The following is a 15,062-nucleotide window of genomic DNA, read 5'->3' on the forward strand; positions in this document are numbered from 1 at the left end:
CGCAGTCGTTGCAGCGACTTGCAGTCGCCGGGTCTGCCCCTGATCTGCCGTTTCTTTTTAGCCCTGGGCCACAGCCCACGCAGGTGGGCTTCGCAGTCGTTGCAGCGACTTGCAGTCGCCGGGCCTGCGGTGCTATAATGCGCCCGTGTTTGCGGAGCGGAGTTTTGTTCGATCCCAAAGTTGGCAGCTTGCCGCCTCGAGATGCCATGATTTGCGCCGTGAGTCAACCACGCTCCACCGTACAGGGCGCGCGTTGACCCACCAGGACTAACACCTATCAGGACTTCATCTATGGATGGCCAGGCTTGCCCCCTGCTGGGATCGCTCAGCGAGCAAGGCGTTTATCTCAATTACCCTAACTTCGAGAACCGCTGTTACGCCACCGGGCGCAGCGAATCGGTGCCCCTGGCGCAGCAGCAGTTTTTTTGCCTGGGCGGACAGTTTGCCACCTGCCCGCGTCATGTCGCCGCGACGCGTGGCCGGCCGGCCGCGGTCGCACCGTATCCACGCGCGGCAGCACCACTCCCACCCTCGTGGGATGAACCGGCCTCTCTATTGCCATCGCTGGACACAGACTCAACGCCCGTGCGCCAGCGCGCGGGCGGCTGGATGCCATACCTGCTCGGCGCGGGCGGCGCGTTCCTGGCCCTGGTCGGGTGCCTGCTGGTCGTCGGTGGCTTCCTGGCCTGGCGCTCCTGGAGCAATCGCCTGCGCACGGATCAGCCCACGCCGGTTGTCGCCGGCCCGGTCACGATTCGCCCCGCCACCTTCACCCCCACCCCGGCGCCGCCCACCGTTGACCCGAACGTTGCGGCCGCCTTTGCCACGGTGACCGCGGTCGCTCGCCTGACCGTCGAAGCCGGCACCCTACAGCCGCCGCCCTTTGGCTTGACGCCGCGCCCCACGCCCACCCGCCGGTCAACTCCCGCCGATGGCACGGTTCTCCCGGGCACGCTGGAAACAGAAACCCCCACGCCCACGCCGCTGCCTGACCTGGGCGCCACGGCCACCCCAACCGGCTTGCTCCCGCCCACCCCCACCCTGGCGCCCACCGAGCCGCTCGTGCCCATCATCAACTTCTCGGGCCGCGCACGATTTTGTTGGGGCAATGCTCCACCCTGCGCTGGAACACGGCCGGCATCGAGGCGGTTTACCTGGACGTAGACGGCACAGAAACAGGCGTCACCGGCGTGGGGTCACGTCAGGTGTGTCCCGTGCAGGACACCGATTATTTCCTGCGTGTGGTTTTGCATGACCTGACCGACCAAATCTGGGTGGCCAATGTGCAGGTACGCGGCACGCCCACGCCGTCGGTCACGCCCACCGCCACCGCGACCCCGTTCTACACACCCACGCCGACGCCCACCAATCTGCCCACCGCGACCCCGACGGTGACGCCTCAGTACGGCCTGCGCATCAACGGCGGCAACAGCCAGGTGACGCTGGTGGCCGATGGAGTCGAACACCAGGTGGCAGCACTGGGCGTCGAAAACACGGGCAACACGACCGACCAGGTCGCCATCAGCCTGAGCGCCAGCCTGCCCGACGGTTGGCGCCTGCTCTTGTGCCTGTCTGGCGGCGAGGGCGATCGCTGTTTCACCGACAATGCCACCGAAATCACCCTGGCGGCTGGCGGCGCGCAGACTGTGCTGGTGCGCATGCAGGCGCCCGGCGGCACTGCCAGCGGCGCCTCCACCGTCGTCACCCTGGAGGCGGTGTCGCGTCACAATGGCGCGGTGCGCGCCAGCGTCCAGTTGACCGTGGTCGTACCCTAGAGCCTGCCAGGAGCCAACGGCCATGGAACTACAGATTGCCGCCGCCAAAACCGGAAAGTACGCCAGCCGTGAGAGCGGCGACACCCTGGAGATGACCGAGCGACCGCACGGCGGGGTATCCCTGGTCCTGGCCGACGGGCAGCGCAGCGGGCGCAGCGCCAAGATCATCAGCAACCTGGTGGTGCGCAAGACCATTGCCCTGTTGGCCGAAGGCGCGCGCGATGGCGTGGCCGCCCGTGCCGCGCACGACTATTTGCGCACCCATCGTCGCGGCCAGGTGTCTGCCGAGTTGCACATCGTCTCGATTGACCTGGCGACGAATACGATCGTGGTTTCGCGCAACAGTCAGTGCCCGGCCCTGGTGGTGCGCGGCGCGGAAATCACCCTGCTCGATCAGCCCAGCCAGGTGATTGGCATCTATCCCAACACCAAGCCGGTGATTGCCGAGCTGCCTGTCGAGCCAGGCCTGACCCTGGTGGTTTTCACCGATGGCATCTGGTCCGCGGGCCACCGGCATGGACAGCCACTCGATTTGCTGGGCGTGCTGCGCTTGCACTTGCAGGACGCGCCATCGCCGACCACGGCCCAGGGCCTGGCGGATGCCATTCTGACTGAAAGCATCCGCCTGGATCAGGGGCGCCCGGACGACGACATGAGCGTCCTGGTGATTCAGATTGTGCCCTACACCCGCGCTGATGACGCCCGCCGTCTGTTCGTTAGTTTTCCCTTGCCGCAAGGCTGATGAGGTGACTCTGCGATGACCGGCGCCACTGCCTTGACCCCTGCGCCGACCCGGATCAAACTGGTGGGCGTGTGCGCGTCCGGCAAAAGCACGTTACTGCACATCCTGCGCGCCGCCGGCTTCGACGTTCTGCCCTGCGCACAGGAGCATTCGTATGTGCCGGACCTCTGGCGGCGCTTGCATCCACCAGACCTGCTGATTTTTCTCGACGCCCAGCCGGCCACGGTCGCGCACCGGCGCCAGACCGAGGAGCCGGTCGAGGCCTGGTTGGCCGAAGAGCGCGTGCGCCTGGCCCATGCGCGTGCCCATTGTGATTTCTACCTGCCAACCGATGACCTGACGCCGGCCGAGGTTGCGGCGGCGGTTCTCTCGTTTCTGGCCGGCGCTGGCGCCCGGCGCCTGGACGATGAGTGAGGCCAGATCGGTCTCACACGCGCTGGCCCGAACCTTCACCGCCGGGCAGATCAGGTTCGCAGACCGGCGCCCAAGCGACGCGCGGCCCCCAAAAGGCGCTCTCAGAATCTAATCGGCCGGATGTTTTGACAGGACATGGGGCGTCGACTATAATCGCCCTGTTTGCCAGGCAGCCAGGCTGCAATCGAACCGTGAGGAGATGTTGAGTTCATGCGAGATCGTACGACCGGGTTCCTTATCACCACTATCATCTTAGCTGCGATCGGGGTTTACCTTGCCCTGCCGATACAGCACCCCAAGTGGCTTACTGATTTACTCTTCTGGCAACCGGCCAGCACGCGTGATTTGCAGATCAAGGAAGGTCTTGATTTGCGCGGCGGCCTGCAAGTCCTGCTCGAAGCCGATGTTCCGGCCGGCGAAGCGGTTGACAGCGATGCGATTCAGACGGCCAAGCAAATTGTCGAAAATCGCGTCAACGGCCTCGGCGTGTCTGAGCCGCTCATCCAGGTGCAGGGCGACCGCCGCATTGTCGTGGAATTGCCTGGTATCAGCAATCCCGACCAGGCCATCGAAACGCTCAAGGGCACCGGTTTGCTCGAATTCATCGAGACGGGCGAGGAGTTCTTGACTCCGGGCACCAGGGTCAGTACCACGATCGGTTCACTGGATGATACCGGCACAGTCACCGGTACGAACCCCATCACCAACACGGCCGGTGTGACGGCCACGGGCGCAGTCACGCCCACGACGATCTACAGGACGATCATGACCGGCGCTGACCTGAAGACGGCCGGCATCGGCTTCGACCAGACCACCAACGCCCCGCTCATCACCTTCGACCTGACCGACGAGGGCGCCAAGAAGTTCGCCGATTACACCAGCGCCAACATCGGCAAAATTCTGTCCATTGTCCTGGACAAAACCGTGCTCTCCTCGCCGCGCATCCAATCCGCCATCACCGGCGGCACCGGCCAGATCACGGGCAGTTTCACGGTCGAAGAAGCCCGCAACCTGTCGGTGCAGATGCGCTACGGCGCGCTGCCCGTTCCGCTGCGTGTGGCCGAGAGCCGCCGTGGGGCCGACCCTGGGTCAGGACTCGGTGCGTAAGAGCATCAACGCCGGCGTCATCGGCCTGTTGGTGGTCATTGTCTTCATGCTCCTGTACTACCGTCTGCCCGGTGTGCTGGCCGACTTCGCGCTGATCATCTACGCCCTGCTTGTTTTTGCCCTGTTCAAGTTGATCCCGGTCACGCTCACGTTGCCGGGCATTGCGGGGTTTGTGCTCAGCGTCGGCATGGCGGTGGACGCCAACATCCTGATCTTCGAGCGCATGAAAGAGGAGTTGCGTGGCGGCCGCGCCTTGCGCTCCGCCATTGACATCGGCTTTGCCCGCGCCTGGCCGTCCATTCGGGACTCGAACGCTTCGACGCTCATCACGTGTGTGATCCTGTTCTGGTTTGGATCCAACTTCGGCGCCAGTATCGTCAAAGGCTTCGCTCTGACGTTGGCCATCGGTGTGCTGGTCAGTCTCTTCACGGCGATCACTGTGACCCGTACGTTCCTGCACCTGGTCATGAACAACATGGACCTATCCCGCAACCGCTGGTGGTTTGGAGTCTGAGAGGAAGAATTATGCTGAATATCGTTGGAAAACGTTACTGGTATTTCGGTTTGTCGTTGCTCATCATCATACCAGGTCTGATCTCGCTGATCCTGTTTGGCCTGCGCCTGTCCATTGACTTTACCGGCGGCGCGCTGTGGCAACTGCACTTCACGCAGCCCACCGTCGCCATCCAACCGGCCGATGTCAAAGGCATCTTCAGCGCGGCCGGGTTCGATGAGGCCGTGGTGCAGACATCCAAGACTACCACCGCGGATGACACGATCATCGTCCGCACCAAGCCGATTGACGCCGCACAGAAGGCGATTTTGCAAACCAGCCTGACCGCGCGCTACGGCGAATTCATCGAACAGCGATTCGACAACGTCGGTCCGGCCGTGGGCGCAGAAGTGACGCGCAACGCCGGCATCGCGGTGGCTCTGGCCGCCATCGCCATCCTGATCTACGTCTCGATTGCGTTTCGCAAGGTGCCCAACCCCATTCGCTACGGCACCTGCGCCATCATCGCCCTCGTCCACGACGCACTGGTTGTGCTTGGCCTGATGTCGCTGGCCGGCCACTTCCTGGGTTGGGAGGTTGATTCGCTCTTCCTGACCGCGCTACTCACCGTCATCGGCTTCTCGGTCCATGATACCATCGTGGTGTTCGACCGCATCCGTGAGAACATCGGCCGCTACCGCAGCCAGGATTTCGAAACCATCGTCAATCGCAGCATCATCGAAACCCTCGATCGTTCCATCAACACGCAGTTGACGGTGCTCTTCACGCTGACGGCCCTGGCGCTCCTGGGCGGCGTTACCGTGCGCATCTTCGTCATCACCCTGCTGATTGGCATCCTGAGCGGCACCTACTCCTCCATTTTCAACGCCAGCCCGCTGCTGGTGGCGTGGGAAAACGGCGAGTTTGGTGACTTCGTGCGGCGTCTGACCGGCAATCGCGCGGCCAAAACCGCCTGAAGCCCACAGGCGCCTGAAGTTCGTGTACTCTCGTAACGGAGCGAAGGGCGACCTTCGCTCCGTTTGCTTTGGACAAGGATCGTTTCGATGATCGCTTTGATTGATTACGGCGTGGGCAATCTGCGCAGCGTGGCCAAAGCCCTGGAGCATATCGGCGCGCCGGTGCAGATCGTTCAGCAGCCGCACGATCTCGCCGGCGCCGAGGGCATCATCTTGCCCGGCGTCGGCGCGTTTGGCGACGCGGCCGCCACCTTCCGCCAGGCCGGCTTCGAGCAGCCGCTGCTGGCCGCGGTCCGCGCAGGTACCCCCTTGCTCGGCATCTGTGTCGGTTTGCAACTGCTGTTCGACACCAGCGAGGAGATGGGCCGCCATCGCGGTCTGGGCATCTTCCCTGGCATCGTCACCCGCTTCGCCGATGGCATGACCGTGACGCACAACGGTGCGCGCCACCTGCTCAAGGTGCCGCAGATCGGCTGGAATCAGATCCATCACGATCACACCCATCCCCTGCTGGCCGGTGTGCCCAGCGGCAGTTACGCCTACTTTGTTCATTCCTACTACTGCGCGCCCGCCGACCCCCGGCTTGTCGTCGCCACCACCGACTATGGCCTTGACTTTGCCTCTATCTGCGGCGGCCGCTTTGGTCAGGGCGAGGTGTGGGGAGTGCAGTTCCACCCGGAAAAGAGTCAGGCCATCGGGCTGCGCATCCTGCACAATTTTGTGGATTGGGCACAGGCATCTGGCCGCCGCCGAATGAATTCGGGGCGAAGGGGCGTTTCGCCGCAAGGTCGGCCTGCGCCGACCGGCCCTGCGCCCACGCAGGCGCGATTTCAATCGCTCGGCTGGGCGTGCGGCGGCGCGCAGTCATGAACACCATGCCCACGACCGCCGAATTCGTCATCTTCCCGGCCATTGACCTGCGCCGGGGGCGCTGCGTGCGCCTGCGCCAGGGCGACCCGGCCGCGGAAACGGTCTTTGGCGATGACCCGGCCGCGCTGGCCCGCCATTGGGTTGACCAGGGCGCAACCTGGCTGCATGTGGTCAACCTGGACGGCGCGCTGCAGACCGGCGCGGCGTCGCCTGCGCCGCCGACGCCGAGCCCTGCCGCTCAATCTGCAGCGCCTGGCCGAGATTCGCGCCGCGGTGGCCGCTCCGATTCAGTTTGGCGGCGGCCTGCGCTCCCTGGCCGACATCGAACTCGCGCTCGATCTGGGCGCGACGCGGGTGGTGCTGGGCACCGCGGCCGTGCAAAACCCGGTCCTGGTACGCGACGCCCTGTGCCGCTTCGGCGCGGCAACCATCGTCATCGGCATCGATGCTCGCGAGGGTCTGGTTGCCACCCACGGCTGGCTGCAGACCAGCAATGTCCCTGTGTTGGCGTTGGCGCAGGCCATGCGCACCGCCGGCGTCACCCACATCATCTTCACCGACATTGCACGCGACGGCATGTTGAGCGGCGCGGCCGCGGAGGCCTCCGCGGCCCTGGCCCGTGCCAGCGGCCTGCAGGTCATCGCCAGCGGCGGCGTGCGCGATCTCGACGACATCCGCCGCCTGTTGGCGTTGAGCGGCGCCGGCGTCGCGGGGGTGATCGTCGGCCAGGCCCTGTACACCGGACGCCTGGCGCTGCCCGACGCGCTCCACCTCGCCCGCGGCTCGGGCTTTCAGCCTGACGGGAGTCTGTCCGTATGTTAGCCAAGCGCATCATCCCCTGCCTGGATGTCAAAGATGGGCGCGTGGTCAAAGGTATCAACTTCCTCAACCTGCGCGACGCGGGCGATCCGGTGGCGCAGGCGCAGGTCTATGATACCGAAGGGGCCGATGAGTTGGTCTTCCTGGACATTACCGCCACCCATGAGGGCCGTGAAATCACCCGGCAGGTGGTGCGCGCGGTGGCTGACACCGTCTTCATCCCGTTGACCGTGGGCGGCGGTCTGCGCAGCGTGGACGACCTGCGCGCGATGCTCCTGGCCGGCGCGGACAAGACCGCCATCAACTCGGCCGCGGTGCGCAACCCCGGCCTGATTACCGACGGCGCGCGGCGCTTTGGCAGCCAGTGCATCGTGGTGGCCATTGATGCGCGCCTGGCGCCTGAGGCGCGGCCGGATGCTGGCGAACCCCACTGGGAGGTGGTGGTCAACGGCGGCCGTGTGCCCACCGGGCTGGACCTGGGAACCTGGGCGCGAGAGGTCGAGCGCCGCGGCGCGGGCGAGATCCTGCTCACTTCGATGGACGCCGACGGCACCCAGGCCGGTTTCGATCTGCGCATGCTGCAAGCCGTGACCGCGACCGTTTCCATTCCGGTCATCGCCTCCGGCGGCGCGGGCAGCCTGGCCCATTTTTACGATGCCCTAACCGTTGGCGGCGCTGAGGCTGCGCTGGCTGCGTCGCTCTTTCATTATAATACGCTGACGATCGGTCAGGTCAAGGCGTATCTGCGCCAGCGCGGCGTGGCGGTGCGCTGAGCGATGAGAGACACCACGCTGACCGCTCTCGATCCGGAACCGCTGAGCCTGGACGCGCTGCTGGCCCAGACGCCGGGCGCACTGCTGGCGGTGGTGGTGCAGGACGCACTGACCGGCGCTGTGCTGATGGTGGCCTACGCCAATGCCGAGGCCATCCGCCTGACCCTGGCGACGGGCGAGGCCTGGTTTTGGAGCCGCAGCCGCCAGGAACTGTGGCGCAAGGGTGCAACCTCCGGTAACACCATGCGCGTGGTGGAGATCCTGGCGGATTGCGACGCCGACGCCCTGCTCTACCGCGTCGAACCGGCCGGCCCCGCCTGCCACACCGGCGCGCACACCTGCTTTTTTCGCAGACTTGAGGTGACTTCATGGGTCAGGTAATTGAAGATTTGTTCGCGGTGATCGAGGCGCGTAAGGCGAATCCGCCGGCTGGCTCTTACACGGCGCAGTTGTTCGCCAAAGGCGAAAATGAGATGCTCAAGAAGATGGGCGAGGAGATGGTGGAGGTGATTGTGGCCGCCAAAGGCGAGACTACCGAGCGGGTGATCTACGAATTGGCCGATGTGGTCTATCACACACTGGTTTTTCTGGCGGCCCGCGGCCTGTCCTGGGGGGACATCGAGGCGGAGCTGGCGCGGCGTTTTGGCAACCCCAAACCGCAGGCGAGCGATTGAAATCGCACCATAGCCCTGAATTCATGCGGGGGCGGCTGAGATTACATAAAGTGAGGAGTGACATGGACACGTTTCATCAAATAGCTGAGGCTTTGACGTTCGATGACATTCTGCTCGTGCCCGGCTATTCCGAGGTGCTGCCGGCCGATGTGGATGTGGGCGTGACCCTGCACCCCCGCCTGCGCCTGCGCGTGCCGGTGGTCTCCGCGGCCATGGACACCGTCACCGAAGCGCCGTTGGCCATTGCCCTGGCGCGGCAGGGCGGTCTGGGCGTCATTCACCGTAACCTGACGCCAGAGCAGCAGGCCGAAGAGGTGGATCGGGTCAAGCGCTCGGAATCAGGCATGATCGTCAACCCGATCACGCTGACGCCGGATCGGCCGCTGGCTGACGCGGCCGCGCTGATGGCACACTATCACATCAGCGGCGTGCCTATCGTGGCCGGTGACGGCGGCGGGCGCCTGCTGGGCGTTCTCAGCAACCGCGACATTCGTTTTGCCACCGACTTTGCCCGGCCCATCAGTGATTACATGACCAGCGAGAACCTGGTCACCGCGCCGATTGGCACCACCCTGGAGGAGGCCAAAGTCATCCTGCACCGCCACCGCATCGAAAAACTGCCACTGGTGGACGAACAGTTTCGCCTGAAGGGACTGATCACCTACAAGGACATCCTCAAACGTGAGGATTTCCCGCACGCGGCCACCGATACCCAGGGGCGCCTGCTGGTGGCCGCGGCGATTGGGGTCGGCGACGCGGCGCTGCTGCGGGCCGAGCGCCTGTTGGCCGCGGGCGCCGATGCCCTCGCCATTGACACCGCGCACGGCCATTCCGCGGCGTGCTCGACACCGTGCGCACCATCAAGCAGCGCTGGCCGCAGGCGATCATTCTGGCCGGCAATGTCGTCACAGCCGCCGGCACCCTGGCTCTGATCGAGGCCGGCGCGGATGTGGTCAAGGTGGGCGTGGGCGCGGGTTCCATCTGCACGACGCGCATCGTGGCCGGCGCGGGTATGCCCCAGATCAGCGCGATCAGCGAATGCGCCACCGCCGCCGCGCCGCACGGCATCCCGGTGATTGCCGATGGCGGCATCCGCTACAGCGGCGACATGGTCAAAGCCCTGGCCGTCGGCGCGACCGCGGTCATGCTGGGTGGGCTGCTGGCCGGGCTGGAGGAATCGCCCGGCGAAACGATCACCTGGGAAGGGCGTCGCTTCAAGGAATATCGCGGCATGGGGTCCGTGGGCGCGCTCAAGGGTCGCAGCGCCGATCGTTATCAGTCCGGCCAACGCAGCGGCGACGCCTCGCCCGACATCGGCGGCAAGCTGGTGCCGGAGGGCATCGAGGGGCAGGTGCCGTACAAGGGTCGCCTGTCCGACTACCTGTTCCAGTTGATCGGCGGCCTGCGCAGCGGCATGGGCTATGCCGGCGCGGCCAACCTGGACGAACTGCGCGCCAAGGCCCGCTTCGTGCGCATCACCAACGCCGGCTACATCGAAAGCCATCCCCACAGCATCATGATCACCAAAGAAGCGCCGAATTACCAGGCCCAGGCGCGTTGAAAAGCCTGTGAGATGAGCACCATGTCAACACCTTTGCCGCTCTTGCGCTTCGAAGTCACCACCCGGCCGCCCTTTACCGATGGCCGTGAGGCAAAGCTGCGCCGCGCCATCGCCGGGCTGGGCATCGGCGGGGTGACTGCGCTGCACATCTCGGATCTCTATTTCGTGCAGGGTGATCTGCCCGCGGCCGCGGCGCAGCGCCTGGCGCAGCAGCTCCTGCACGACCCGGTCACCGAAGAGGTGCGCCTGGCGCCGGTCGCGGCCGACGAACCGCCCGCCGGTCAGCACACCATCGAAGTGGCGCTGCATCCGGGCGTGACCGACAGCGTGGCCGACAGCCTGCTGGACGCGGCGCGGCTGTTGGGCATCGGCGGGCTGACCCACGCGGCCAGCGGTCAGCGGGTGGTGTTGGAAGGCAGCCTGACGGCCGGCGACGCGCAGCGCATCGCGCAGGATCTGTTGGCGAATGCCACCATTCAGTTCTACACGATCAACCGGCCGCTGACGCCCATCTTCGCCAGCGCCAGCGCGGATGACACCGTGGAGATCATTCCCCTGGCCGCGGCCGACGCGCCGGCCCTGCTGGAGATCAGCCGCGCGCGCCGCCTGGCCCTCGATCTGGCTGAGATGCAGGCCATTCAGGCTTACTACCGCCAGGCGCAGCGCGAGCCAACCGATGTCGAGCTGGAGATGCTGGCGCAGACCTGGTCCGAGCACTGCGTTCACAAGACCTTCAAGGCCACGATTGACTTCAGCGATGCCAGCCAGCCCGGCGCGGCGCCGCTCCGCATCCACGGCCTGCTCAAAACCTACATCAAGGCCGCGACCGACGAGCTGGCAAAGCCGTGGGTGGTGTCGGCCTTTGTGGACAACGCCGGCATCGTGCGCTTTACCGACGATTTCGACCTGGCCTTCAAGGTGGAGACGCACAACCACCCCTCCGCGCTGGAGCCGTTCGGCGGCGCCAACACCGGCGTGGGCGGGGTCATCCGGGATGTGATGGGCGTCTCCGCGCGGCCGATTGCCAACACCGATGTGCTCTGCTTCGGCCCGCCCGATCTGCCCGTAGACGCGCTGCCGGCCGGCGTGCTGCATCCGCGACGCATCGCCGCGGGCGTGGTGCATGGCATCGAGGACTACGGCAACAAGATGGGCATCCCCACCGTCAACGGCGCCATCCTGTACGATCCGGCCTACACCGCCAACCCGCTCGTCTACTGCGGCTGCCTGGGCATCCTGCCGACCGGCGTCCATGCCACCCTACGCGATCCACAGCCCGGCGACCTGGTCGTTGTACTGGGCGGTCGCACCGGCCGCGATGGCCTGCGCGGCGCCACTTTTTCCTCGATGGAAATGTCGCACGAGACCGGTCATGTCGCGGGCGCGGCCGTGCAGATCGGCCATCCCATCCATGAAAAACAGGTGCTCGATCTGCTCCTGGTCGCGCGCGACGAGCGCCTCTATCACGCCATCACCGACTGCGGCGCGGGCGGGCTATCGTCCGCGGTGGGCGAAATGGCGGCCGAGCTGGGCGCGGATGTGGAATTAGCGCAGGCGCCGCTCAAGTACAGCGGCCTGCGGCCCTGGGAAATCTGGCTGAGCGAGGCCCAGGAGCGCATGGTCATCGCCGTGGCTGAACCGCACTGGCCGCGGCTGCAAGAACTGAGCCGCCTCTACGGCGTCGAAGCCACTGCCCTGGGCCGTTTCCGCGACGACGGCCAGCTCATCGTGCGTTACCAGGGCCGCGTCGTCGCCAGCCTGGACGGGCAGTTCCTGCACCACGGCATTCCGCTGCGCCATTTGCAGGCCATCTGGACCCCGCCGCAGACGGCCGCGCTCGTCACCCCCGCGCAGCCGCCCGACCTGGCCGCTTGGATTTTGCGCCTGCTGCGCCAGCCCACCGTCGCCAGCAAGGAGCAGGTCATCCGGCGCTACGATCATGAGGTGCAGGGCGGCGCCGTGGTCAAACCGCTGGTGGGCGCGTGCCAGGATGGCCCCGGCGACGCGGCCGTCCTGCTGCCGCTCGACACCCTGCTCGGACGCGACGCGCCGCCGCAGCCCACGCCCGGCGTCGCGCTCGCCAACGGCATCAATCCGGCCTACGGGCTGCTCGATCCCTACCGCATGGCCTGGGCCGCGGTGGACGAGGCGTTCCGCAACCTGGTCGCGGTTGGCGCAGACCCGGACCGCGTCGCCATCCTGGACAACTTCTGCTGGGGCAATCCGTCCCTGCCCGACCGCCTGGGCAGCCTGGTGCGCTGCGCGCAGGGCTGCCACGATGCCGCCCTGGCCTATGGTGCGCCCTTCATCTCCGGCAAGGACAGCCTGAACAACGAATACCTGGGCGCGGACGGGCAAAAGCACGCCATTCCGGGCACGCTGCTGGTCTCCGCCCTGGGCCTGGCGCCCGATGTCACGCGCACCGTCACCATGGATCTCAAAGAGCCGGGCAATCTGCTCTACGTGGTTGGCGCGACCGCAGACGAGCTGGGCGGCAGCCTCTATTACCAACTCCTGGCTGCGGATCAGGGCGCGGCGCATCCCCTGGCCGGCACTGTGCCCGCGCCCATCACCGACCCGCGGCCGCGGCTGGCCGGGCTGCACGCGGCCATTCGTGCTGGCCTGGTGCGCGCCTGTCATGACTGCTCCGAGGGCGGGCTGGCCGTGGCGCTGGCCGAAATGGCCCTGGCTGGCCGACTGGGCGCCGTGGCGGACCTGGCCCGCGTGCCGGTTCTGCCGGATGCGCCCTCGCCAACCTGCCTGCAGACACGCTCCTCTTTGCGGAATCGCTCGGCCGCTTCATCGTCGAGGTGACGCCCGCCGCGGCCGACGCCTTCCGCGCGGCCCTGGCCGGCCACGCGCCGTTTGCCTGCATCGGCGAGATCACGGCCGCGCCGCAGTTGATCTGGCGCCGTGAGATGCAAACCGTCGCCGTGCTTGAACTGGCCGCGCTGCTGCGCGCCTGGAAACCGGAGGAAGACTAAGTGCGCACCTTTGCCGCCGCTTTGGCCCTGACGCTGACCCTGGTTCTGCTGGTTGCCCTACTGACGGCCTGCCAGGCGCTGCCCTTTTTCGCCACGCCAACGCCCACCCTGACGCCGACGCCGACGCAGACCCCAACGCCGGCGCCAACCGCCACCCCCACGCCGCCGGTCTATCTGTCGCTGGTGACGGCCTCCGCGCTGCCGCCCACCAGCACAACCGGCGCGATCCTGTTTAGCACGCAAGCGCAGACCGGCGCCACCCTTCTGTGGCAGATCTCCAGCCGCGGCCTGCTCACAGTCACCGATCGGCTGTTGGACACGGCGTGGGATTGCAGCGAAAATCGCCCAGGCGCTCCGCACTGCGCCTTTGCCGACCAGGAGGGCCAAATTTACACCACGACACTGGCCGGCTCCCCCGCACCGCTGCTGATTGCGCCCTCCCTGCCGGTGACTCGCCTCGACCTGGCGCCGAACGGCCTGCGCCTGAGCCTGGTGCTGACCGATGACCTGGACATCCTCGATCTGGCCGAACCGGCCGCCGCGGGCGGGGTCAGCGGGTTGGGCGAGCTGGCCGAGCTGCAGTGGGCGCCGGACAGTCAGCACCTGGCGGTCATCACCCGCAGCGCAACGAGTGCCAACCTGTACGTACTCGACCTGGGCGGTGATGACGCACCGAGCCAAATTGCGGCCGGAGACTGGCTGGGGCTGGTGGCTTGGGCGCCGGACAGTAAGCGCCTGGCCTTCGCGCAGCGCGGCCTCGATCATCCCAACGGCGGTTCCCAGCGCCAGGACCTGTTCGTCAGCGATGCGGCCGGCGCGGAAGTGCTCAACCGCACCGAATACTTCGAAGATCGCCAGCGCCCCGCGCCCGATCACGCGTTTGGCGTGCGTTGGCTCACCTGGCTGGCCGACAGCAGCACCATCGCCTTCACCTGGACCGGCTGGCCGGTTGACCCGCAACAGGTGGAGGTCAGCGTCGTGGCCGCGGCCAAGGACGGCGGCGCGCCCACGGCCCAGTTGGCCGCGGCCGGCGCGTTGCTCGCCGATGGTACGCGGCTCGCCTATTCGCCTGATGGCGCCCAGGTGGCCGCGCTGCTGCGCACCGCTGACGGCCGGCGTTCCGTGTGGGGAAGGCCGTTGGCCTCGGACACCTGGGTGGCGCTGACGCCCGCTGAGCATACGCCGCTGGACCTCTGTTGGACCAGCGACAGCCTGGCCCTGGTTTACACCACCGACGAAGGCAGCCTCTACTGGCTCGACAGCCGCGGCGGCCTACCCGTGCGCCTGGTAGCCGTCGCCGCGCCGCAGCGCATCACCCGCTTGCAGTGTCCGTGAGGAAGGCGCCGCCGCCCCGTAACCCCGAATTCATTCGGAGCGATAAGGCGATCCGCTTCACGCTCCCGCCCCTTGCCTTGATTTTCGAACAGGTGTATACTGCGTTTCAGAAAATCTGCCGCAGATGAAATGCAGAAAGGAGATCATCCGATGGAAACAACAGTCCAAATTCGCCAGCGCGGCACGCTGACCCTGCCGGTCGAAATCCGGGAAAAGTACGGCATCCAGGCCGGCGACATCTTCCGCCTGGTTGATATCGAGGGTACGATGGTCTTTACGCCGATGGTGGCGATGGTGCCTGAGTTGGCGCGTGAGATTGAGCGGCTGCGCCTGGAAGCGGGCCTGAGCCTCGATCAGCTTCTGGTGAGCCTGCGCCAGCAGCGCGAACGTTACTACGAGGAACATTATGCCGCCGCTGAGCCTGGCTAAGCCCCGCGTCTTCGTAGACGCGGACGTACTCTTCGCCGGTTCGGCCGCGACCGGAGACCGGAGACCGGAGACCGGAAGAACTCCCTTCTTCCACGAAACCCGATCTCTG

The 15,062-nt window shown here is 66.4% G+C and carries 13 protein-coding genes and 3 pseudogenes; all 16 read left to right on the forward strand.

Annotated elements, in window-relative coordinates:
* Window positions 1-291 precede the first annotated feature (291 nt).
* The 16 genes and pseudogenes from IPM84_18925 (at window position 292) to IPM84_19000 (ending at window position 14,953) form a co-directional block, all read left to right on the forward strand.
* Window positions 292-1,164 (forward strand): hypothetical protein, encoded by an 873-nt coding sequence (locus IPM84_18925; GenBank protein ID MBK9094800.1) that lies wholly within the window; start codon window positions 292-294, stop codon window positions 1,162-1,164.
* On the forward strand, window positions 1,101-1,775 hold the full coding sequence (locus tag IPM84_18930) for a hypothetical protein (GenBank protein MBK9094801.1): 675 nt from the start codon (window positions 1,101-1,103) through the stop codon (window positions 1,773-1,775). The genes IPM84_18925 and IPM84_18930 overlap by 64 nt, the downstream gene beginning before the upstream one ends.
* Before the next feature lie 22 nt (window positions 1,776-1,797).
* Window positions 1,798-2,517 (forward strand): serine/threonine-protein phosphatase, encoded by a 720-nt coding sequence (locus tag IPM84_18935; GenBank protein MBK9094802.1) that lies wholly within the window; start codon window positions 1,798-1,800, stop codon window positions 2,515-2,517.
* Window positions 2,518-2,532: 15 nt separating this feature from the next.
* Window positions 2,533-2,931, forward strand: a complete 399-nt coding sequence (locus IPM84_18940) for a hypothetical protein (protein ID MBK9094803.1) — start codon at window positions 2,533-2,535, stop codon at window positions 2,929-2,931.
* Window positions 2,932-3,141: 210 nt separating this feature from the next.
* Window positions 3,142-4,552 (forward strand): annotated as a pseudogene (gene secD / locus IPM84_18945) (protein translocase subunit SecD).
* 11 nt (window positions 4,553-4,563) lie between these two features.
* Window positions 4,564-5,508, forward strand: a complete 945-nt coding sequence (gene secF, locus IPM84_18950) for a protein translocase subunit SecF (GenBank protein MBK9094804.1) — start codon at window positions 4,564-4,566, stop codon at window positions 5,506-5,508.
* Window positions 5,509-5,595: 87 nt separating this feature from the next.
* Complete coding sequence (gene hisH / locus IPM84_18955; protein MBK9094805.1) at window positions 5,596-6,378, forward strand: imidazole glycerol phosphate synthase subunit HisH; 783 nt, start codon at window positions 5,596-5,598, stop codon at window positions 6,376-6,378.
* Window positions 6,379-6,383: 5 nt separating this feature from the next.
* A pseudogene (gene hisA / locus IPM84_18960) lies at window positions 6,384-7,200 on the forward strand (1-(5-phosphoribosyl)-5-[(5-phosphoribosylamino)methylideneamino]imidazole-4-carboxamide isomerase).
* Entirely contained in the window at window positions 7,194-7,970 is a 777-nt protein-coding gene (gene hisF, locus IPM84_18965) for an imidazole glycerol phosphate synthase subunit HisF (GenBank protein ID MBK9094806.1), read from the forward strand. Before hisA ends, hisF begins: the two are co-directional and overlap by 7 nt.
* Window positions 7,971-7,973: 3 nt before the next feature.
* Window positions 7,974-8,351: a phosphoribosyl-AMP cyclohydrolase gene (hisI, locus tag IPM84_18970; protein MBK9094807.1), complete on the forward strand. Its 378-nt coding sequence runs from the start codon at window positions 7,974-7,976 to the stop codon at window positions 8,349-8,351.
* A complete protein-coding gene (gene hisE / locus IPM84_18975) occupies window positions 8,339-8,644 on the forward strand; it encodes a phosphoribosyl-ATP diphosphatase (protein ID MBK9094808.1) in 306 nt (101 codons plus the stop codon). Before hisI ends, hisE begins: the two co-directional genes overlap by 13 nt.
* Before the next feature lie 62 nt (window positions 8,645-8,706).
* Window positions 8,707-10,205: pseudogene (guaB, locus tag IPM84_18980) on the forward strand (IMP dehydrogenase).
* A gap of 21 nt (window positions 10,206-10,226) precedes the next feature.
* Window positions 10,227-13,019: a phosphoribosylformylglycinamidine synthase subunit PurL gene (gene purL, locus IPM84_18985; protein ID MBK9094809.1), complete on the forward strand. Its 2,793-nt coding sequence runs from the start codon at window positions 10,227-10,229 to the stop codon at window positions 13,017-13,019.
* Complete coding sequence (locus tag IPM84_18990) at window positions 13,016-13,189, forward strand: hypothetical protein (GenBank protein ID MBK9094810.1); 174 nt, start codon at window positions 13,016-13,018, stop codon at window positions 13,187-13,189. The genes purL and IPM84_18990 overlap by 4 nt, the downstream gene beginning before the upstream one ends.
* Window positions 13,190-14,524 (forward strand): hypothetical protein, encoded by a 1,335-nt coding sequence (locus tag IPM84_18995; GenBank protein ID MBK9094811.1) that lies wholly within the window; start codon window positions 13,190-13,192, stop codon window positions 14,522-14,524. It begins immediately after the preceding gene.
* 150 nt (window positions 14,525-14,674) lie between these two features.
* On the forward strand, window positions 14,675-14,953 hold the full coding sequence (locus IPM84_19000; protein MBK9094812.1) for an AbrB/MazE/SpoVT family DNA-binding domain-containing protein: 279 nt from the start codon (window positions 14,675-14,677) through the stop codon (window positions 14,951-14,953).
* Window positions 14,954-15,062 lie beyond the last annotated feature (109 nt).

It is taken from the genome of Candidatus Amarolinea dominans (assembly GCA_016719785.1).
Classification (GTDB): Bacteria; Chloroflexota; Anaerolineae; order SSC4; family Amarolineaceae; genus Amarolinea; species Amarolinea dominans.